Here is a 19959-nt window from a genome sequence, read left to right on the forward strand (position 1 = left end):
CCTCGCGCCGCACCTCGTCGATCTTCTTCAGATCGTTGGTCAGTTCGATGCCGTCGACGACGATGGTGCCTTTCTGGTGCTCCTCCAGACGATTGATACAGCGGATCATCGTCGATTTGCCGGATCCAGACGGGCCGCAGACCACGATGCGCTCACCGGTGCGAACGGTCAGATTGATGTCGCGAAGAACGTGGAACTCGCCGAACCACTTGTTGACGCCCAGAAGCTCGACGGCGATCTCGTCGGAGACCTGCATCGATTTCGTGGTCTGCGGCTTGGTTTCGGTATCGACGGCCATGGTCGTATCCTTAGAGCATCGAATGATAATAGGGACGCGGTTCTGTTTCTCGATTCGCCGAGGCGATCCACGCGTAGGGTGGCGACCAGCGTAGCGGCGCTACGGTCGAGCCGGACGACAGTTCGAGGATTAGCGAACATGGATCGGACCCATGTTCGCCCGAGAACGGCGATCGGCGACCGGAAACCCACCCGCCTGTTTGCCTTTGGCAAACGGCAGGTCTTAGAATCCGCGGAGCGAACTCACCGCGCCATCGGGCGCGGGGCGATCGGTGTGCCAGGGCCTTTCGGGCCAATTCCATCGGGTCTCGTCCTGGCCGTAGCGCCGCTGCGAACCGCGCCGATCCCCTCGACCCTGTCCCGAAATCCCTCTGGCAGAACGCGTTCATATTTTCGTCCGATGCTCTAGCGTGTGTGTCCGGTATCCAGTCGACGCTCGGTGTAGATCGAGTAGCGCGACATGGAAAAGCAGAACAGCCAATAGATGAACGCGGCGAAGACGAGACCGGTCGCCGGTGTGGAGGGTGTGATCCAGCTTGGATCGTTGAAGCCGCGGCGAACCGTGCCGAGAAGGTCGGCCAGTCCGATGATGTAGACCAGGCTGGTGTCCTTGAAGAGCCCGATGAAGGTGTTGACGATACCAGGAATCACCAGCTTCAAGGCCTGCGGCAGGATGATCAGACGCATCTTTTGCCAATAGGTCAGCGCCATGGCGTCGGCGCCCTCATACTGTCCTTTCGGGATTGCCTGCAGGCCCCCGCGGATGACTTCCGCCATGTAGGCTGCCGAGAAGAGCGCCACGCCCACGAGCGCCCGCAGGAGCTGATTGAAGCTGACGCCCTCGGGCAGGAACAGCGGCAGCATGAAATTCGCCATGAACAGCACGGTGATCAGTGGCACGCCGCGCCAGAACTCGATGAAGATAACCGAGAACAGTCGCACCGCCGGCATGTCCGACCGCCGGCCGAGCGCGAGTATGATGCCCAGCGGAAGTGAGGCGGCGATGCCGCTCAACGCAACCACGAGAGTCAGCATCAAACCGCCCCATAGATTGGTCGGGACGGGCCGCAGGCCGAAATCGGCGGACATCGCGGATACGAAGAGAACGACCGCGGCAAACGGCAGAAGCAATCGCAGTCGGCTGATTTCATGCGAGCGCAATCCACGCGCTACCGCCAGTGCGATCGCGCCGATGCTGGCCAGGAACGCAATGAGAGACAGCGTCGAGAATCGCAGGTCGAGCAAGCTCACCGAGCCACCGTCGACGACGTTCGACAAGAACAATGCCAGCAGGCTGAACAGCGCCAAACCGACGGCACTCTTCATCAGGGCACCGAATCCGACCTCCGGTCGTGATGCGACATCGCTGATCGTGATGACAGCGGCGATCAATAACAGCAGTGTCACCTCACCGCCGGAGAACGAGAACCGCCCGCCGGTGAGGAGGATCAGCGCCACGACGGGATAGACCGCGAAAAGCAGAATTGCGTTGGCGCGCTTGAAGGGAATGCGCGGTATGGCGATGCCTGCAACGAGCACGATCAGCATCACCACCGACAAGTCGATCCGCCAGCGCGCCTCGAACGGATAGACGCCGTACATGAACTGGCCGAACTTCGCCCCGACGAAGGCCCAGCAGGCGCCCCCCTCCCCGAGACAGGCTTCCCGGTCGCTTCCCGTGAAGGTGGCGTCGACCCAAGCCCAGTTGAATATGTTCCACGCCCCCCAGACGATGAAAAGCCCCGCAAGGATGCTCAACACCGAATCAAGCGGCGTCGCGAAGAGGGCCCGGCGGGTCGTTCCGACGATGCCCGTCTCACTCGGTGGTGGTGGCAGCGGCTGCTTCTGCTCGGTCGCGACGAAGCGGGCGACTTGTTCTTCCATGGTCCTACGCGCCCTTCATCAACGCTCAACGAGCGCCATCTTGGAGTTGAACCAGTTCATCAGTAGCGAAACCGAGATGCTGATTCCAAGATAGACGACCATCCAGATGACCACGACCTCGATCGATTGACCCGACTGGTTCAGCACCGTCGAGCCGACGGCGACAAGTTCGGGATAGCCGATCGCCAGGCCAAGGGAGGAATTCTTGGTCAAATTCAGGTATTGGCTGGTCAGTGGCGGGATGATCACCCGGAAAGCCTGGGGCACCACCACCAGTCGCAGCAGTTGCCCACGCTTCAGACCAAGAGCCGCCGCGGCCTCGGTCTGTCCCTTCGAGACCGAGAGGATTCCGGCGCGCACGATCTCCGCGATGAAGGCGGCCGTATAGATCGACAGCGCCAGCAACAGCGCGATGAATTCCGGCCGAAGCTGGAAACCGCCGGCCAGGTTGAACCGGCTCGCCTCCGGAAACTCCAGAACCGCCGGAACGCCCGTCACCACGAAAACCAGAATCGGCAGCCCGACGATCAACGCGATGGCGGGCCACAGGAGCGGGCCGCGCTCTCCGGTGGCCAGTTGCCTCTTCCGGTTACGCCGGGCAAGCCACACAGTCGCCAGTATCCCCGCCAGCAAGGCCGCGAGAGTGGCCCAGGCGAGTGGCTGGAAAAGGATACTCGGTGTCTGTAGGCCGCGATTGGTGAGATAGATTCCAAGTGGACTTTCCGCCAGTCCGCGCGGTCCGCTCAAAACCGAAAGAACGCCGAAATACCAGAACAGGATCACCAGAAGCGGGGGAATATTGCGGAACGTCTCGACGTAGAGCGTCGACAGGGTTCGAATGAGAAAATTGTGCGAAAGCCTCCCGATTCCGACAAGGAAGCCGATGATCGTGGCAACGACGATGCCGCTCGCCGCGAGGATCAGCGTGTTGGCAATGCCAACCAGGATGGCTTGCCCGTAGGTGGAGTTGCTGGAGTAGGCGATCGGCGTTTGGGCGATGTCGAATCCGGATCGCGACTCCAGGAACCCGAAGCCGGATGCGATATTCGCCGCGGCGAGGTTGCGCGCGGTGTTGTCGATGATCCACCAGGCGAACGCCGCGAGACCGACGACGAGGAGCACCTGGATCACGATACTGCGGACGGTCGGATTGGTCAGAAGCGAGTCACGGCCACGCTCACGTGGCAACGGATGGGTGTCGGCGGTCATTTCGGGTTCCCAGGCGTTGCGTGAGATCAAACAGCGCCACCCGTTGGGCGACGAAGTTCAATGCCGGAACGAGCGGGCGCCCTCGGGCGCCCGCTTTCTGATCGATAATCAGCGGATCGGCATCCCGTACTGCAGACCGCCCTTCGTCCAGAGGGCATTCTGGCCGCGCTGAATTTTCAGCGGCGTGTCCACGCCAATGTTCCGCTCGAAGATTTCGCCGTAATTGCCGACGGCCTTGACGATGTTGACCACCCAATCCTGCGACAGGCCGATCGACTCGCCGAAGTTCTTGTCCTTGCCGAGAAGCCGGCGGATCTCCGGATTTTCCGAATTCAGCATCTCTTCGACATTCGCCTGGGTGACGCCAAGCTCTTCGGCATTGAGCAGGGCGAAGTGCGTCCACTTCACCACGTTGAACCACTCCGCGTCGCCCTGGCGCACAGCGGGCCCAAGCGGTTCTTTCGAGACGATTTCCGGCAGGATCGCGTGATCGTCCGGATTACCCATCTCGAGGCGCGACGCGGCGAGACCCGAGGCGTCGGTCGTGAGCACGTCGCAGCGGCCGCTGTCATAGGCCGAGTTCACGTCCGACTGGGACTCGATGACGACCGGGTTGTACTCCATGTTGTTGGTGCGGAAGTAATCCGCGAGATTGAGCTCCGTCGTCGTGCCGCTCTGCACGCAGACGGTCGCTCCGGAAAGTTCCAGCGCGGAACTCACATTGAGTTCCTTTTTTACCATGAAGCCTTGGCCGTCATAGTAATTGACGCCGGCGAAGTTCAGGCCGAGCGTGGTGTCGCGGTCCATCGTCCAGGTGGTATTTCGGGCGAGAACATCGACCTCGCTGTTCTGAAGCGCCGGAAAGCGCTGCACAGCCGACAGCGGCGAATATTCGACTTTACTGGGATCGCCGAACACGGCGGCGGCGATCGCCTTGCAATAGTCGACGTCGAGGCCCTGCCATTCGCCCTGGTCGTTCTGCGAGGCAAACCCCGGAAGACCGGTGTTGACGCCGCACTTGAGAACGCCGCGATCCTTCACCGTCTGGAGGGTCTGCGCCGACGCGCCACCGGCGGCGACTCCCGCTATCGAGAGTCCGAGCACTGCGGTCAGAAGCTTCAATTTCATCAGGATACCTTCCGGTTGGTTTTTGGTATGACTTTGCTGGCGTACGAAGTACCGATCCCGGAAGGCGCGCTGGCGCAGCCGGGAACAAAGCCCCTCATATTGCAGGGTAATCACATGTGATAAAAATCCGCAGGTCAAGCAGCGGGCGCCTCTTTCTCGTCACTTTCCCCACTCGCCCGATCGATCGCTTCGAGAACAATGTGAGAGTAGAACAATTGAGTAACGAAGATTCGCCGGTGCCCCGGCCACAGGTCGGTCCCAACACTCGTCTGGCCCATGGTCCCTACGATCCTCGGTCCCAGCACGGATTCGTCAACCCTCCTGTTGTTCATGGTTCGACTGTCCTTTTCGCCTCCACCGAGACGCTCAGGAACAGGGCACGCGCAACCTTCAGCTACGGTCTTTCGGGCACGCCGACCACCAAAGCTCTGGAAGACGCGTTGAGCGAACTGGAAGGGTCGGCGGGGACGATCCTTCTACCCTCCGGCTTGGCCGCCGTCAGCGTCCCGCTAATGGCTTTCCTGTCCGCCGGAGACCATTGTCTCGTGGTCGATTCGGTCTATTACCCGACCCGTCGTTTCTGCGACGGAACCCTGTCCCGCCTGGGCGTCGAGGTCGAGTATTTCGATCCGCACATTGGCGAGGGAATCGCCGGACTGATGCGCCCTGAAACCAAGGTCGTCTTCATCGAAGCGCCGGGATCGAACACGTTCGAGATCATGGACGTCCGGGCCGTCAGCGATGCGGCCCATGCCTGCGGGGCCGTCACCATGATGGACAACACCTGGGCGACGCCCCTTTTCTTCAGACCGCTCGATCATGGGGTCGATCTGTCGATTCACGCCCTGACGAAGTATCCGGGCGGTCATTCCGACGTGATGATGGGTAGTGTATCGGCGAACAATGCGACCTATGGTCGGCTCCGCGACACCCAGATGCAGATCGGCGTCAACGCTGCGCCAGACGACACCTATCTCGTGCTGCGCGGCCTGAAAACGATGGGCATCCGCCTGGAGCGCCATCGGGACTCGGCGCTGGCGCTGGCGCAATGGCTGGAAGGCCGGGAGGACGTGGCCGATGTGCTTCACCCAGCCCTGCCCTCGTTTCCCGGCCACGCGTTGTGGCGGCGCCAGTTCAGTGGCGCCAGCGGCCTGTTCGCTTTCCGGTTGAAGGGTGAAGCGCGAACGGCCGCGAGCTTCCTGGACGCGCTGCGCCTGTTTGGTCTCGGTTATTCTTGGGGCGGGCATGAAAGCCTCGCAGTTCCGGTCGATCTGAGCGACCGGACCATCGCCAAGAGCTCCGGCGACGGCGCGCTCATTCGACTACAGGTGGGGCTGGAGGACGTCATCGACCTCAAGGCCGATCTCGAAGCCGGGTTCGCTGCCGCCAACACGCTGTAGGGCGTGACCGATGGAGGCCGGCCAGCTGCCTCTGGCGCGCTCGACTACGTTGTGCCACTCGACAGACTGCCGCGGTCGTGGGACCAATAATGATATGGGACGAGCGAGGATGGCCGTCGTGGATTAACCGCCGCGCGCTGACGTGAAGCGAATTCATTGCACCGCGAAAACGTGTCAGCGGCGGGTTCTCGGCGGCCGTGAGCGGCGTACTCGGCCTACAGCCGGCGCAGTTCGAATAACCGGCCCTATTCGGAGGCGAAGAAGCGAGGCCCGACGATGCGGATGCCGCTGGCGGTCCGGCGGATTTTCTGCGCGGCCTGGGTCGTCGCGATCGTCTCGATAATCTCGGGACGCGGCATCGGAACCGGTATATAGACCTCCCGACTCTGCGTATGCGAACCGATAGCGAGCGAGGCGAACTCGACCGGCGCATCGAATTGCGCTGACCCGGTGCCATCCTGGCCATGAGCCGGCAGGGTCAATGAGCCGAAGGTCAGGGCCAAGAGCGTCATTCCGGTCTTCGTAAGCATGTTCGCCACCTGCAATATGTTTTCTTTGGGGCATAAGTGCTGACGCGACATTCTGGTTCCCGGGGAAGTCCGCCGCGATATCGCATGCGCCGCGAAGCTGCGCTCAAATGGGCTGTTCGAAGCGAGTGATCGGCCGCGGGCGCGCCGATTTGCAGCATCCCGACACCGAGCGCGTATCGCGCAAACCGCTACGTCGTCGGCATTTGCGCCGGTTCGCGCGGCGTCCGCATCAAGGCGGGCAGTTCCGCTATCAGATGAGTCACCAAAACCCTAACGGCCGGCAACATGCCGCGCCGGGAGCCGAACAGGACATGCATCATACTCTCTCCAGCGCGATAGGCTGGTAGAACGCGCAGCAGCCGCCCCGTCGCCAGCGCATCAAGACAAACCGCCTGCGGCAACATCGCCACTCCGATGCCCTCCAACGCCGCCGCCCGCAGCACGGCGAAGTCGTCGGCAATCACCTGAGACGTATGACGGATGCGCGTCGGCGTCTCCGCTTCATCGTAGAGAATCCAAAGATCCTGGTCGCTCGTTTTCGGATAGGAAACCGTCGGGAGTCGGGACAGGTCTTCCGGCCGTTCGACATTGCCGTGCCGTTCGAGAAAGGCGGGGCTCGCGACGAGAATGATGCCGACCGGACCAAGCTTCCTCGCGATCAGGTCCTGGTCATGGTCGTAAGCGAGATTCGCCCGTATCACCACATCGACACGCTCGGCGATGAGATCGACCGGCTTCATGGAGACGAGGACCTCGATGCGGACCTTGGGGTGCGCGGCAAAAAAGGCCGGCAGAATTTTTGCCAATGCGTGCTCCCCGAAGCCCGGCGGACAGCCAATTCGCACCAGGCCACGCGGTTCGGCGTTCAGCTTCACCGCCATCTCTTCGGCGGCCTCGGCCTCCTCTATCGCCGCTCGGCAATGGACATGAAACGCTTCACCAACAGCGGTCAGAGCGAACCGGCGTGCGGACCGCTCCAATAGCCGCACGTCCAGACGCTCCTCCAATCCGGCCACACGACGGCTCAACTTGGATTTCGGAATGCCGAGGGCCCGCCCCGCCGCCGCGAACCCGCCGTGGCGCACGACGGCATCGAAATAGAAGAGATCATCGAGATTGGCCATTTATCGTCCTATATTCGGAACGATTGGTCCCACTATTCGCGTCTACCAGATGTTTCGTTCCGCGTATAGGTCTACAGGACAGCAGACCGAGGCGCTCCGGACTGACACCAGCCTCGATCCATCCATCGCGAACGCAAAGGACCACAGCCATGAAGACCCTTCCCGCACTCGCTTCGACCGTCGCCGCGGCCCTCCTTCTGGCCGGGCCGGCGGCCGCCCAATTCGCCGCGACCGGCGACGGGATACTCGGCCATTTTTACGAACGAACCGAGACCGCCTCTTCGGACCGTCAGGACGCCCGTCGCCATTTCGGCTACCGGGGTCGGGGTCCGAAAGAATCTGTCGACCGTGTCTCGGCGCCGGAGCCCGCCAAACAGCCTGAACTCTTCCCGGGCGTGGCGGACGCGCAAGGAAAAGCCGCCCCCGACAGGCGCTGACCTTAAGAGTTCCGTCCCACTTGATCGGAGCTCGGCCTCGAAGGCCGGGCACCCGGTTCGACCGTCTTATGCTGGCGGGGGCGTTCCAGGCCCGCGCGCCGACTCCCCGGCAGTGCCCAACGGGCTGCGGGGGCTTCGTGATCGGCCCCATTTCACCGTCGTCCGGCGGCGCCAGCGCCGTACGAAAATGAGGTCAACCGACAGCACCAGAAGCCCGAGTGGGATCATCCAGAAACCGAGAATCGGCAGGAACCCGAGAATTCCTCCGCCCACCAGAGCGCTGCCAAGGGCAATCCGCCAGGAGCGGCTCGCGGGTAGTGGCAACTCCCGCCCGAAGAGGGAAATCCGTTGCCCCCGTGCTCGCGGCCGTTCGCCGGGCCCTGTTTCCTGATCGTCCATCCGTGTGTCGCCGTGGTTTTCGTGGGTGTTGCGGTCTGCCCCTTAGATGGATGCGCCACCGGCCGGAGCAAAGCCATTTTCGCGATTCGCACGGGGATCGGGGATTTTTCCTCCACTCGCGGCTTGGCAAGAGTGTCATCGTTTTGCTATAGGCACGCCAACGCGCCCGACGCGTCATTCCCCGATAGCTCAGTTGGTAGAGCGTTCGACTGTTAATCGAATTGTCGCAGGTTCGAGCCCTGCTCGGGGAGCCAGTTTTCAAGAAGGCCGTCGGTGGCGCACCGGCGGCCTTCTTTTTTTTTGCGGCGCCGCCCGATCCACCGCCCCCTTGCGATTTCGTCGCACCCGCCTCGCCGCCAAGCCATCGCGCGCCAGCTATCGGCCATCGGTAACGATGGGACGCCTGATTAACGACACCACGACGAAGACCGACGGCGATCCGATCGTCGTCTGGTTGCGCGATGATTTGCGCCTCAACGACAACCCCGCGCTCGCCGCGGCGGCGGAGACCGGCCGGCCGGTGGTTCCGCTTTTTGTGCTCGACGAGACATCGGACGGCATCCGCGCGCTCGGCGGCGCGCACCAATGGTGGCTGCATCACAGCCTAGACGCCTTCGCTCGCAGCCTGCGCGGCAAGGGCTCCCGCCTGACGCTGCGGCGCGGCGCGGCAAAGGGCGAGGTTCTCGACATCATCGCAGCCGTCGGCGCCACGGCGCTTTATTTCAACCGCCGCTACGATCCGGCCGGCCGCGCTGTCGACGACAGGATCGCGGAGGCTTTGGGCGAGGCGTTCGATATACGCCGCTTCACCGCCAACATCCTGCACGAGCCGGAAGATGTCCAGACGACCACCGGCGGCTACTACAAGGTCTATACGCCGTTCTGGAAGAAGCTCGCGGCGACCGAACCACGCGATCCGATCGACGCGCCGGCCGGTTTCAAGCAGCCGGAGGATTTTCCGATATCCGACGGCCTCGCCGACTGGGCGCTTCTGCCGACAAAGCCGGACTGGTCGGGCGGCCTCGCTACGACTTGGACGCCCGGTGAGCAAGCCGCGCTGGAGCGTCTGGAGACGTTCTGCGACGACGATCTCGCCGGCTATCATGCCGCCCGCGACGATCCCTCCGCAAACCGTACATCCGGTCTGTCGCCACATCTTCGCTGGGGCGAAATCTCGCCCTATCGAATCTGGCACACAGCTCAGACCTATGCGTCCCGCCGCGAATCGATTCCGGACGATGCCATCCGCACCTTCAAGAAGGAGTTGGTCTGGCGCGACTTCAACGTCCACCTGCTCCATCACCGCGGGCACCTCGCGACGGCGAACATCAACAAGCGTTTCGACGCTTTCCCGTGGCGTCGTTCGGACGCCGACCTTCGGGCCTGGCAGCGGGGCCTGACCGGCTATCCCATCGTCGACGCCGGCATGCGCCAGCTCTGGCAGACCGGCTGGATGCACAATCGCATCCGCATGATCGTCGGCTCGTTCCTGACCAAGGATCTCTTGATCGACTGGCGCGAGGGCGAGCGCTGGTTCTGGGACACGCTGGTCGACGGCGACCCCGCTTCGAACCCCGCGCAATGGCAATGGGTGGCGGGGTCCGGCGCCGACGCCCAGCCGTTCTTTCGGGTGTTCAATCCCATTACCCAGAGCGAGAAATTCGATCCCGAGGCGACCTACATCCGCCGCTTCGTTCCGGAACTCGCCGATCTGCCGGACAAGGCGATCCACGCGCCTTGGAGCGCGACTGCCGAGACACTGGCAAAGGCCGGTGTCGAGCTGGGCGAAACCTATCCGAAGCCGATCGTCGACCACAAGGCGGCTCGCGAACGCGCCCTGGCGGCCTATGGCGAGGTGAAGGGATGAACCGCGAGTGAGCCGGAGCGCGAGCGCGGCCCTGACGGCCCCGATCAATTTTCAGGGTCGGCGGAGCCGGACATCGAGAGTGAATGATCGAGTCTTTTGAAAAACGCGCCTTGCGACTGCAGGCGTTGCGACTGCGTCGTTCTCACTCGTTGTGCGGCGGAACTTTGTGCAAAAACAGATCGTATCCGCATAGCAGAATGGTCACCAGCAGGACGGCACCCAGGTCAAACCGCGGAACGTAGGCAATCAGCACGCTCAGAAAAACCACCAGCAGCGCGAAGGCGACGACGGACATGAGGCGCTCGATGAAAGTCATTCCGATGTTTCTCCCTTGAGTACCGTCTGTTCCAGCCAACGCGCCGTGCGCAGCAGACGAGCGTCCTCTCCGAAACGACCGACGAGTTGCACGCCCATGGGCAGGCCGTTCTCCGCCTCCAGCAGCGGCAGCGTGATCGTCGGCAGCCCGGCAAATGTCCAAAGACAATTGAAGACCGGCGATCCTGGATTGTCGAGCCCTTCCGGCGCTGGCCCCGGCGCTGCTGGCGTCAGTATCGCATCGCATCGGTCCAGAACGGCCATGATCCCGGCTCTGTAGACGCTCTGCCAGTCCTTCGCGGCGAGATAGTCGCGTGCCAGGATGGCCCCGCCGCGCTCCAATGTCTCGCGCAATGGCGCGCTGAGAAATTCGCCGCGACGCTGACCGTAGCCAACGAGGCTGCGGGCCATTTCAGCCTCCAGGACGCGCTCGAAATGGATCTCGCATTCGGAGAAAATGGCTGGCAGCTCGGCCTCGAAGCAGCGTTCGGCGAGGTGCTCGGCCAGTTCGCCGAGCGCCGCCTGCACATCGTCGCTCGCCTGATCCCAGAAGGGCGTGCGCACCAAGGCGAAGGTCGGCCTCACCGGCGGCGTGGAGCGCGCCGCGTCGAGAAGACGTGGATGCGGCGCATGCGATGTCGCTGGATCGGCGGCATCATATCCAAACAGTGCCTCGGCGAGCATCGCCGCTCCCTCGACATCAGCGGCGAATACGCCGGGCGTATCGAGACTGGGAGCAAGAGCCAGCGTGCCGCGACGCGGGATCGAGCCGAAGCTCGGCTTATAGCCGACCGAACCGCAATACGCCGCCGGACCGATGACCGAGCCGCCGCCCTCGACGCCGACCGCGAGCGGCACCATGCCCGCAGCGACGGCCGCCGCCGAGCCGGACGAGGCAACGCCCGGCGTGTGTGCCTTGTTGACCGGGTTGCGCGTTCTCGGCGGCTGGCGATAGCCGAGCTCCGCCGTTTCCGTCTTGCCGATCAGCAAGGCGCCCGCCGCGCGCAGCCGCTCCATTATGGCGGCGTCGGCTTCGGGCACCCGTTCCGCGTCGGCAGGCGTGCCATTGCGGGTTGGGACGCGGCCCGTGTCGATCGTGTCCGCTACGGCGACAGGCACGCCATGGAGAGGTCCCAGGGCACGCCCCCTGCCCCGCCATTCGTCGAGGATCCGTGCCTGCCGGCGCACGAACTCGGCGTCGAACCACGCAAAAGCGCCAACCGCCTCCTCGCGCTCGGCGATCCGCATGAGCGACGCCTCAGCCAGATCGGATGCGCGTAGCGCCCCGCTTGCCAGGCGGCTCGTTAGTTCGGCAACCGGCAGCGTGAGCAACCGCGGATCAATTGCCATAAATGGCGTCCGGCAGATAAAAAACGATCTGCGGGAAGATGTAGACGACCGCCATGGACAGGAAGACCATGAAAAGGAACGGCATGATTCCGGCGAATATCTGCGTCAGCTTCACCTCCGGCGGAGCGATCCCCTTCAGGTAATAGGCGCTCATCGCCATCGGAGGGGTGAGGAACGACGTCTGCAGGTTCAGCGCCACCAGAATGCCGAAGAAGAGCGGATCGATCCCGAACATTTCCAGCAGCGGCAGGAAAATCGGTACGAAGATGATGATGATCTCCGACCATTCGAGCGGCCAGCCCAGCAGGAAGATGATCAACTGCGCCAACAGCAGGAACTCCAGCGGCGACAGATCCAACCCACGGACGAATTCCGAAATGACCGTCTCACCGCCAAGATAGGAAAACACCGAGGAGAATGTGTAGGAGCCGACGAAGAGCCAGCAGACCATCGCGGTGGTCCGAACCGTGAGATAGACCGACTCCCGCAGCCGCTGAAAGGTCAGGGCGCGGTAGGAAACGGCAAGCAGCAAGCCGCCGAGCGCACCGATGGCCGCGGCTTCCGTCGGGGTGGCAAGCCCGAACAGAATCGAGCCGAGGACGGCGAGAATCAGGACGGCCAGCGGCAGGAAGGACGTCGCGATCATGACGATCAAACGCAGGGCGGGAACGTCAGGAACCTCCTCATCGGTCGGTTTCGGGGCGGCAGAGGGCTGCACGATGGACCGGCCGATGACATAGACGAGGCCGGACGATCGAGGTGCCGGAGGCCGCCGCGTAGACAATCAGCATGATTGAGGGCGGGATGAGGATGCCGAGCGTTCCGCCGGCGCAGATGATGCCTGCGGCGAACGATGTGTCGTAGCGCGCCTTCAGCATGGCCGGCAACGCCAGCAGTCCCATCAACGTCACCACCGCGCCAACGATGCCGGTGGCCGTGGCAAACAGCGCGCAGGTGATCAGGGCGGCAACGCCGAGCGAGCCGGGAACATTCTTCGAGGCGATGTTCAACGTCGTGAAGAGCCTCTCGACGATATTGGCCCGCTCGACGACATAGCCCATGAAAAGGAACAACGGGACCGCCGTCAGGACCTCGGTGCTCATCACCGTGTAGGTCTGGTTGATGAAGAGGTCGAAGATGCGGTTGTTGAAGAACCCGTCGACCCAGAGACTGAAGCTGTCCCATGCGCCCGCGAGCTCATCGAGACGATTGAAGCTGCGCCACATGCGGTCGGCGTCGAAATAGGCGTAATAGCCGAAGCCGATTCCCATGGCCATCAAGGTGAAGGCGATCGGAAATCCGAGGAAGACCAGGAAAATGAAGAGCCCCAGCATCGTGAGGGCGAGTTGGGGATCGGTCATGGATGGGCGTCGCTTTCGGCGGCAGTGGCTTTGTTGAGGATCGCGTCCTCGGTCTCCTGAACGTCCTCATGCGCGCGCATCCAATATCCTGTGCGAATGCACTGGATACAGCGGAAAATCTCGGCGATGCCCTGAATGAAGAGGAGGATTCCGGCCGCGACCATGACCGCCTTGAACTGGAAGATCGGGATGCCGGCCGGGCTGTTCACGCTGACCTCGCCGTAACCGACGGAGCGCGCGGCATATTTCCAGCCGGTGACGATCAACGCCGTGACGCCGGGAAAGAAGAATATGAGATAGAGAACGAGATCGACGGTCGCCTGCGTCTTCGGCTGCCAGAGCCGGTAGAGAAAGTCGCCGCGCACATGGCCGCCGCGCGACAGCGTATAGGCACCGCCCATCATGAACAGCGTTCCGTACATGATGAAGGACACGTCGAACGCCCAGGGCGTCGGATCGTTCAACACGTACCGCACGAACACTTCGTAACTCGTACCGAACGTCATCAGGATGATCAGCCAGGCGAAAGCCTTGCCGAAGGCTGCCGACAATGAATCGGCAAAGCGGATGAAAGCAACCATGGAGTCCCGATCCGGTTACAGAAAGGCCCGGCGGCCATGGCCGCCGGGCATTGGCTTGTTCTAGCCGGGGTATCAGCTCGGCAGTTTGCCCGGGAAGAAGTGCTCGTAGGCCAGACGATAATCCGGCGCGTTCAGAAGCTCGTAGTAGGTCACCCGCTCGACCCATTCACGCTGGCTGTCGAGCACCTTCTTGACGAAGGGATCGCTTTCCAGATCAACGATCATGGTGCTCCAGGCTTCCAGCTCAGCCTGCAGGATGTCCTGCGGCGTCTGGCGCACCGTCACGCCGCTCTCGTCCTGGAGTTTCTGCAGATCGGAGGAATAGTTGTCGAGCGCGAAGGCCGTGTTGGCAGTCGATGCCGCCTCAACGCTGTATTCCATGATTGCCCGCAGATCATCGTCGAGGTCATCCATGAAGTCCTTGTTGAAGAGGAATTCGAAGGCCTCGCTCGCCTGATGGTAGGAACCGAGATAGTAGTTCTTAGCCACGTCCTGCGCGCCGAACCGCATGTCGGAGGACGGGTTGTTGAACTCGAACGCGTCAATCACGCCGCGCTCCATAGCAGGCACGATCTCGCCGCCGGGAAGCTGCGCGACGCTCATCCCCATGGACTGCATCAGATCGGCGGCAAGGCCGACGGTCCGGTACTTGAAGCCCTTGATATCGGCGACGCTGTTGACCGGCTCCTTGAACCAGCCGAACGGCTGGGCCGGCATCGGGAAGCCGAGCAGACCAACCACGTTGAGTCCCATCGTGTCCTGGGTCAGCTCACGATAAAGCTCGCGCCCGCCGCCCTGATAGAACCATGACAGCATGGTGGTCGGATTGCCGCCGAACACCGGTCCGGTGCCAAACAGCGAGGCCGCCTTGTTCTTACCGTACCAGTAGGCCGACACCGAATGCGCCGCATCCAGCACGCCGTCATTGACCGCGTCCATCACCTGGAAGGCTGCGACGACGGCCCCCGCCGGCAGAAGATCGATCTTGATACGGTCACCGGACATCGACTCGACACGGTCGACATACTGCTTGGCCATGTCCATCCAGATGTCGGATGCCGGCCAGGACGTCTGCATCTTCACGACCAGCGGCGACTGGGCGAGAACGGCTGGCGTCGCGAGCGCGGTCGCCGCGGCTGCCGCTCCACCACCGATGACGCTCTTCTTCAGAAACGAGCGACGGTTGACGGCCTTGGATTGAATGTCTGTCACGTGATTCCTCCCTTGAATTCGCACTCGGTCTTGCGGAACCCTGATTCGAACACAAGCCGATGCATTGTGGCGAACCGATCCCTCCCGGCGGCCTTGGCTACTATCATGGAGGTACCCCTCGTTGGCAAGGCGCGGTCGGGCGATCCGAATACGACTAAAGCCTAATACCGCGCGGCTCTTGACCGGCACCGTCCCGCGGTGGGTTCATTGCGGTCGCGATCAAGCCCGCGTCGACAAAAAGTGGCGGATAAAGCGCGTCGGTGCTTTACTCTGATCGTTGTCCGACAGTTTTACGGCGCGCGACGGCACGGTTCTCAGTCGTATCAGCAAGGCGCTTTAGCGGCGGCCCCTTGCCTCCGGATGTCGTCGTCGCCGCCACGAGGCGGAAACCGATGCGTTGCCCCAGTTGCACCACGCAGAATCTCGCCAGCAATCGCTTCTGCTTGAATTGTGGCGTGCCGCTGGTCGTCGCCTGCCCTCAGTGTTCGGCGGAAAGTCCGATGAGCGCGCTGTTTTGCGGCGCATGCGGAACACGCCTGGCACGTGACCAGGCGCCCGGGGGCGGCGTCGCCGGGCTTGCCTCCTCCTCGGAGGAGTTCAAGCAGGCTACCGTGCTCTTCGCCGATATAGTCAGTTCGACCAGGCTGCTTGCGGATCTTGATCCGGAACAGGCCATGGGTCGATTGCGTCCTGCTATCAGGTCCATGTGCGAGGCCGTAACGCGATTCGACGGCACGGTGGTGCAAACGATGGGCGACGGTGTCCTGGCGCTGTTCGGGGCGCCTCGCGCTCAGGAGGGACATGCGTTCCTCGCCTGCGAGGCGGCGCTTACCCTGCAGGCGTCGTTTGCCGGTGCGGGCGGCGGTCCGCGAATTCGTGTCGGTCTGCACACCGGCGAGGTGGTCGCGGGAGCGCCCGGATCCAGCGCACAGGCGACGCGTGACGTACATGGCGTCGCACTCCATCTGGCGAGCCGGTTGCAAGAGCTAGCCGGGCCGGGTGAGATTTACATGTCCGAACAATGCCATCACCTGATCCGGTCCGGTTTCGAGACCGCTCCCCTCGGAGCGCGTCGGCTCGACGGAATTCCCGAGCCTGTCGCCATATTCAGACTGCTCGGCATGAACCACAACATTGCAGGCCGCGAGTTTCGCGGCGCCAGCCTGACGCCCTTTTGCGGTCGCGAGCACGAGACTGGAATACTGCGCCGGACTTTCCGCGCCATCCAGCGGGGCGAAACCAAGGTGACCGGGATCGTAGGGGCTCCCGGCACGGGCAAGAGCCGGCTTTGTTTCGAATTCGCCGAATGGTGCCGCCAGCGCGGCGTGGCGGTCTACGAGACGCGAGCTCAGCTTTATGGTCATTCGACGCCGTTACAATTGGCTTTGGATTTCCTGCGTCTGACCTTGGGCATACAATCAACGGACAATCCGGCGCGAGCCCGCCGGACAATCGCCGACCGTCTCCGCGAAATCGGCTCCACATTCGAAGCGGACCATTCGGTTCTCTGCGAATTTCTTGGCCTGGCCGACCATAAACCCCTGTGGCCTAATCCGCGGGCACGGCACGCGAGGCTATTGGATTTGCTCCGGCATCTGGTTCGGCAGATCGGCGTCAAGCCATCCTTGATCATGGTGGAAGATCTCCATTGGGCCGATGCGGCGAGTGAGGAATTTCTGGCCACCCTGGTAGAGGCTGCAGCGTCCACGCAGACAATGCTGGTTTTCAACTACCGGCCCTCATATTCCGCGCCCTTCATGCAGACGGACGGCTTCCAGACGATCCTCTTGGGGGAATTGAACCCATCCGATACGGAGGTGATGCTGGATCGTCTCATCGGCCGCCGACCTGAGCTGCGGGAGCTGCGCCGTCGGGTCGCGGAGCGAAGTGGCGGAAACCCGTTCTTCGTCGAAGAGCTCGTGCGCTCGCTTACCGAGAACAGCATGCTGCTGGGACCGGCGGGGGCCTACACCCTAGGCAGCGCCGCCAACGACAACGCTCTGCCGACCACGGTTCAGGACGTCATCGGCGCGCGCATAGACCACCTTGGCACCGGCGAACGCGCTATTCTCCAGATCGGCGCGATCATCGGCAAGCAATTCGCGCTCGACGTTATCGAGACGGTCGCCAATGCGGACCGAGGCGAAATCGAGGCTGCACTCGAATGCCTTTGCGAAGCCGATATGATCGAGTCGCGGCAGGGAACACTGGGCCGCTACTACATCTTTCGTCACCCGCTCATCCAGGAGGTCGCCTACCGAATGCAATTGAAGGCGCGGCGCGCCACGCTCCATGCCTCCGTCGCCCAGGCCATGCAGCGTTTCCACGAAAACGAGTCCGACGGGTCAGCGGCATTGATAGCCTACCATTACGAAGCGGCGGGGGACGCGATCGCTGCCGCGGCATACTGGGCACGTGCGGCCAGATGGGTGGGTTCGACCAGCTCCGGTGAGGCGCTCAAACACTGGCGCAAGGTGCGGATGCTGCTCGATGGTCAGGTCCGTTCACCTGAGACCGACAGGTTGCGGATCATGGCGAATGGGCAGATCGCGTGGCTGGGATGGCGAGAAGGCGTGACGGTGGACGAAGCCCGACCCGACCTGGAGGAGGCATTGAAGCTGGCTCATGAGACAGACGACACGGTGGTGCCGCTGCTTCACTTCGTCGAGGCGCGGCTGGCCGGCGCCAGTGGCGGGCCGGCCGACACCTATGTCGCACGGATCGAGCAGGCGCTGGCGCTGCTGAAGGCGGACGAGAACATTGGACGGGCCGCAACGCTCTATGCCTCGCTGTGCCAGGCTTATGGATGGGCCGGTCTGTGCAACGAAGCGTTGGCGGCGAACGATGCCGCGCTTGCCCGAACATCCTCGATCGACGCCCACGACCACGAATTTCTGGGCTACAACGTCGAGCACTGGGTAATAAGTCTGCGGGGCCGGATTCTGCTCCACCTTGGGCGCTTGCCGGAAGCCCGTCTGTGCTTCGACGAGATGCTGAACCTCGAACAGGTGCTCATCGACCCCACGGTCAAGTTCATCTCGCATCTCGGCTACGTCGAAGTCGCCTGGCTCGAGGGCGATGCCGCTCTGGCGGCGAAACACACGGCGAGTGTGACCGAGCTCGCGGAGCGGCACGGTAGCCCCTATCTCAAGGTGTTCCAGCATTTTTGCTCGGGTTTGGCGGAAAGCATCGCCGGGAATTGGACAAGTGCCCTTCGCGACTTGAACGCCGGACTTGCGTTCATGCATGAGATGAAGGCAGCCTTGGACCATGAAGCCGAAACGTTGGCCTGCATCGCCGAGTGCCACCATGAGGCCGGGAACCACGCTCAGGCCGTCGTGACGGCAAAGGAGGCGATCGCGGTGGCGCGTCGGCTGACTGCCCGCATCCCCGAACTGCGCGCCTCGATCGTGGGCGGCGCCGCGCTGCTTGCGGAGGAGCCCGACGGGGCGCTTGCGCAAGCCGAAAATTTCTTCGACCGCGCCGGCGAATTGATCGCGGAAACCGGCGCCATCATTTTCGAACCCTTGTTACTGCGCGAGCGCATGCGCCTTGATCAGTTGAGCCGACCGCCCCTGTCGTCTCACAAGTAGCGTGAACTCCCGAAGGCCATAGCCGTGGACCCACTCGACCCTCGCATCGAGAGCAGTTTCGCAGAATTCGATCCAGAACTCGGCAGAAGCGCGATAGAGCCCCGGCTTGGCGCCTGGCCCTTCGGGCTGCGCCGTGACGAAGTTGACCGCGAACCCCTCGCGGCTCGTCGCATGCAGATGACGCAGCACCGCTTTCACATACTGTTCCCAAAGATCCACCGGGATATCCTGGATGATGTTGAAGACGCCGCTCGCCACGGAATAATCGGCGATGCGCGGGTTGAGCCGGCCGTGTACGAAGGCCGTGCGCGGGCGTTCGCGCCACAGCCGCTCCGCGCGGCTGATCATCTGCTCGGAAAGATCGACGCCGAGATAGTCGACCCTCCTGTCCGAATGGCGCCATGCGAGATACGCTAGCAGAGCGCCGTAGCCACAGCCGAAATCGTTTAAGGTCCTCGTCGAGGAAAAGTCGCAGAGCTTGAGCAGTTGAACGAAGCGCAGCTCCTGGCTCGGGACACAACTCCAGTCGACGCCGAGCGGCGCCGCCCCATGCTTGGCGACCTTTTGCGAGTAGTAACGGTCGACCTTCCGGTAGATTTCAACGAACAGGTCCGGATCCGCGCGCATTTCGGATACCGCCGTGGCCCGGTGCGCTACCGAGCCATCGTTGCCGGTCCCTCGCCCGCGCGACGGGGTTGCATCGGCAGCGAAATCGTCAGGTATTTCGTCTCGATGTAAAATAGTGGCGTATCCGCCTCCACAATGAGGACGAGATTATTGCCGTCACGCAAATCATGCGCCTTGAAGAACACGGGATAAGGGGCCCCGGAGCCAAGGTTTTCGATCAGCGCGGTAACGATCGCCTCATCGCCATTCAAGTCCCGAAAGTTCGACTTGTGGTTCTTCAAATTGTCCAGAAGGCTATACCAACGGTTTTTCGCGCGCTGATTCCAGAAGCCGCCAAGATTCATGATTGCCGCGCTGTCGCGAAGGCTTCTGCCCTTCTTGAAGATCTGGAATTCGCGCTGGAGCGCGACCATCTCATCGATCCCTCCGAAATCGTCGGGCATGGTCCCAAGTGATGGCGCAAATCGCAGATTGATCAGCTCGAAAAACTTATCGATATAGATATCGTCCTCACCCATGAACTTACCCATGGATCACCCCTTCCCCGGCGTAATGCCGCGCTGATAAAAGAGCTAGAACGATCAACCTACCACCAAATCCAGCTCGGGAGAAGATTACCCGGCCAACTTATCGGACATTACTCTG

General features: G+C 62.5%; 17 protein-coding genes, 1 tRNA gene and 1 pseudogene. 5 read left to right on the forward strand and 14 right to left on the reverse strand.

What is annotated here, in order from left to right:
• From MJ956_RS10935 to MJ956_RS10950, 4 genes are all read right to left on the reverse strand, one after another.
• A partial coding sequence (locus tag MJ956_RS10935) for an ATP-binding cassette domain-containing protein (protein ID WP_253964521.1) occupies positions 1-256 on the reverse strand: 256 nt, incomplete at its 3' end.
• Between the two features lie 446 nt (positions 257-702).
• A complete protein-coding gene (locus MJ956_RS10940; protein ID WP_253964500.1) occupies positions 703-2181 on the reverse strand; it encodes an amino acid ABC transporter permease in 1479 nt (492 codons plus the stop codon).
• 18 nt (positions 2182-2199) lie between these two features.
• The gene (locus MJ956_RS10945) at positions 2200-3390 is read right to left on the reverse strand and encodes an amino acid ABC transporter permease (protein ID WP_253964501.1); all 1191 of its coding nucleotides are present in this window, start codon (positions 3388-3390) and stop codon (positions 2200-2202) included.
• A gap of 108 nt (positions 3391-3498) precedes the next feature.
• Complete coding sequence (locus MJ956_RS10950; protein ID WP_253964502.1) at positions 3499-4518, reverse strand: amino acid ABC transporter substrate-binding protein; 1020 nt, start codon at positions 4516-4518, stop codon at positions 3499-3501.
• Positions 4519-4718: 200 nt separating this feature from the next.
• On the opposite strand from MJ956_RS10950, the gene metC reads away from it, so the two are divergent.
• Positions 4719-5918 (forward strand): cystathionine beta-lyase, encoded by a 1200-nt coding sequence (gene metC / locus MJ956_RS10955; RefSeq protein ID WP_253964503.1) that lies wholly within the window; start codon positions 4719-4721, stop codon positions 5916-5918.
• A gap of 245 nt (positions 5919-6163) precedes the next feature.
• On the opposite strand, the gene MJ956_RS10960 is transcribed toward metC, so the two are convergent.
• Positions 6164-6448 (reverse strand): hypothetical protein, encoded by a 285-nt coding sequence (locus MJ956_RS10960; RefSeq protein ID WP_253964504.1) that lies wholly within the window; start codon positions 6446-6448, stop codon positions 6164-6166.
• A gap of 188 nt (positions 6449-6636) precedes the next feature.
• Positions 6637-7572, reverse strand: a complete 936-nt coding sequence (locus MJ956_RS10965; RefSeq protein WP_253964505.1) for a LysR substrate-binding domain-containing protein — start codon at positions 7570-7572, stop codon at positions 6637-6639.
• A gap of 149 nt (positions 7573-7721) precedes the next feature.
• On the opposite strand from MJ956_RS10965, the gene MJ956_RS10970 reads away from it, so the two are divergent.
• Positions 7722-8009 carry a hypothetical protein gene (locus tag MJ956_RS10970; protein WP_253964506.1) on the forward strand — a complete coding sequence of 96 codons (288 nt, stop codon included), beginning with the start codon at positions 7722-7724 and terminating at the stop codon, positions 8007-8009.
• Between the two features lie 66 nt (positions 8010-8075).
• Here the strand turns inward: MJ956_RS10970 and MJ956_RS10975 are convergent, their stop codons facing one another.
• Positions 8076-8408, reverse strand: coding sequence for a hypothetical protein (locus MJ956_RS10975; protein ID WP_253964507.1), 333 nt, complete (start codon positions 8406-8408; stop codon positions 8076-8078).
• A 178-nt stretch (positions 8409-8586) separates the two neighbouring features.
• On the opposite strand from MJ956_RS10975, the gene MJ956_RS10980 reads away from it, so the two are divergent.
• Together MJ956_RS10980 and MJ956_RS10985 are read left to right on the forward strand one after the other, a co-directional pair.
• Positions 8587-8662 (forward strand) — tRNA-Asn (locus tag MJ956_RS10980).
• Between the two features lie 140 nt (positions 8663-8802).
• Complete coding sequence (locus tag MJ956_RS10985; protein WP_253964508.1) at positions 8803-10275, forward strand: cryptochrome/photolyase family protein; 1473 nt, start codon at positions 8803-8805, stop codon at positions 10273-10275.
• 142 nt (positions 10276-10417) lie between these two features.
• Here MJ956_RS10985 and MJ956_RS10990 read toward each other — a convergent pair whose 3' ends face one another.
• The 5 genes and pseudogenes from MJ956_RS10990 to MJ956_RS11010 form a co-directional block, all read right to left on the reverse strand.
• A complete protein-coding gene (locus tag MJ956_RS10990) occupies positions 10418-10591 on the reverse strand; it encodes a hypothetical protein (RefSeq protein ID WP_253964509.1) in 174 nt (57 codons plus the stop codon).
• A complete protein-coding gene (locus tag MJ956_RS10995; RefSeq protein ID WP_253964510.1) occupies positions 10588-11940 on the reverse strand; it encodes an amidase in 1353 nt (450 codons plus the stop codon). Before MJ956_RS10995 ends, MJ956_RS10990 begins: the two co-directional genes overlap by 4 nt.
• Positions 11930-13301 (reverse strand): annotated as a pseudogene (locus tag MJ956_RS11000) (TRAP transporter large permease). Before MJ956_RS11000 ends, MJ956_RS10995 begins: the two are co-directional and overlap by 11 nt.
• The gene (locus tag MJ956_RS11005; protein WP_253964511.1) at positions 13298-13882 is read right to left on the reverse strand and encodes a TRAP transporter small permease subunit; all 585 of its coding nucleotides are present in this window, start codon (positions 13880-13882) and stop codon (positions 13298-13300) included. Before MJ956_RS11005 ends, MJ956_RS11000 begins: the two are co-directional and overlap by 4 nt.
• A 72-nt stretch (positions 13883-13954) precedes the next feature.
• A complete protein-coding gene (locus tag MJ956_RS11010) occupies positions 13955-15085 on the reverse strand; it encodes a TRAP transporter substrate-binding protein (protein WP_423724839.1) in 1131 nt (376 codons plus the stop codon).
• 401 nt (positions 15086-15486) lie between these two features.
• On the opposite strand from MJ956_RS11010, the gene MJ956_RS11015 reads away from it, so the two are divergent.
• A complete protein-coding gene (locus MJ956_RS11015) occupies positions 15487-18687 on the forward strand; it encodes an adenylate/guanylate cyclase domain-containing protein (protein ID WP_253964512.1) in 3201 nt (1066 codons plus the stop codon).
• Here the strand turns inward: MJ956_RS11015 and MJ956_RS11020 are convergent.
• Together MJ956_RS11020 and MJ956_RS11025 are read right to left on the reverse strand one after the other, a co-directional pair.
• Complete coding sequence (locus MJ956_RS11020; RefSeq protein WP_253964513.1) at positions 18625-19314, reverse strand: class I SAM-dependent methyltransferase; 690 nt, start codon at positions 19312-19314, stop codon at positions 18625-18627. The genes MJ956_RS11015 and MJ956_RS11020 overlap by 63 nt on opposite strands.
• Before the next feature lie 26 nt (positions 19315-19340).
• A complete protein-coding gene (locus MJ956_RS11025; protein WP_253964514.1) occupies positions 19341-19844 on the reverse strand; it encodes a hypothetical protein in 504 nt (167 codons plus the stop codon).
• Positions 19845-19959 lie beyond the last annotated feature (115 nt).

Source organism: Aurantimonas marianensis (assembly GCF_024195285.1).
GTDB classification, from domain to species: Bacteria; Pseudomonadota; Alphaproteobacteria; order Rhizobiales; family Rhizobiaceae; genus Aurantimonas; species Aurantimonas marianensis.

What these genes read in the sequence shown, in the direction of transcription:
- MJ956_RS10975 (WP_253964507.1), bottom strand. Translation starts at nt 8,408, where the DNA reads ATGGACGATCAGGAAACAGGGCCCGGCGAACGGCCGCGAGCACGGGGG.
- MJ956_RS11025 (WP_253964514.1), bottom strand. Translation starts at nt 19,844, where the DNA reads ATGGGTAAGTTCATGGGTGAGGACGATATCTATATCGATAAGTTTTTC.
- MJ956_RS10995 (WP_253964510.1), bottom strand. Translation starts at nt 11,940, where the DNA reads ATGGCAATTGATCCGCGGTTGCTCACGCTGCCGGTTGCCGAACTAACG.
- MJ956_RS10965 (WP_253964505.1), bottom strand. Translation starts at nt 7,572, where the DNA reads ATGGCCAATCTCGATGATCTCTTCTATTTCGATGCCGTCGTGCGCCAC.
- MJ956_RS10940 (WP_253964500.1), bottom strand. Translation starts at nt 2,181, where the DNA reads ATGGAAGAACAAGTCGCCCGCTTCGTCGCGACCGAGCAGAAGCAGCCG.
- MJ956_RS11005 (WP_253964511.1), bottom strand. Translation starts at nt 13,882, where the DNA reads ATGGTTGCTTTCATCCGCTTTGCCGATTCATTGTCGGCAGCCTTCGGC.
- MJ956_RS10945 (WP_253964501.1), bottom strand. Translation starts at nt 3,390, where the DNA reads ATGACCGCCGACACCCATCCGTTGCCACGTGAGCGTGGCCGTGACTCG.
- MJ956_RS10960 (WP_253964504.1), bottom strand. Translation starts at nt 6,448, where the DNA reads ATGCTTACGAAGACCGGAATGACGCTCTTGGCCCTGACCTTCGGCTCA.
- MJ956_RS10990 (WP_253964509.1), bottom strand. Translation starts at nt 10,591, where the DNA reads ATGACTTTCATCGAGCGCCTCATGTCCGTCGTCGCCTTCGCGCTGCTG.
- MJ956_RS11020 (WP_253964513.1), bottom strand. Translation starts at nt 19,314, where the DNA reads ATGCGCGCGGATCCGGACCTGTTCGTTGAAATCTACCGGAAGGTCGAC.
- MJ956_RS10985 (WP_253964508.1), top strand. Translation starts at nt 8,803, where the DNA reads ATGGGACGCCTGATTAACGACACCACGACGAAGACCGACGGCGATCCG.
- MJ956_RS11015 (WP_253964512.1), top strand. Translation starts at nt 15,487, where the DNA reads ATGCGTTGCCCCAGTTGCACCACGCAGAATCTCGCCAGCAATCGCTTC.
- MJ956_RS10950 (WP_253964502.1), bottom strand. Translation starts at nt 4,518, where the DNA reads ATGAAATTGAAGCTTCTGACCGCAGTGCTCGGACTCTCGATAGCGGGA.
- MJ956_RS10970 (WP_253964506.1), top strand. Translation starts at nt 7,722, where the DNA reads ATGAAGACCCTTCCCGCACTCGCTTCGACCGTCGCCGCGGCCCTCCTT.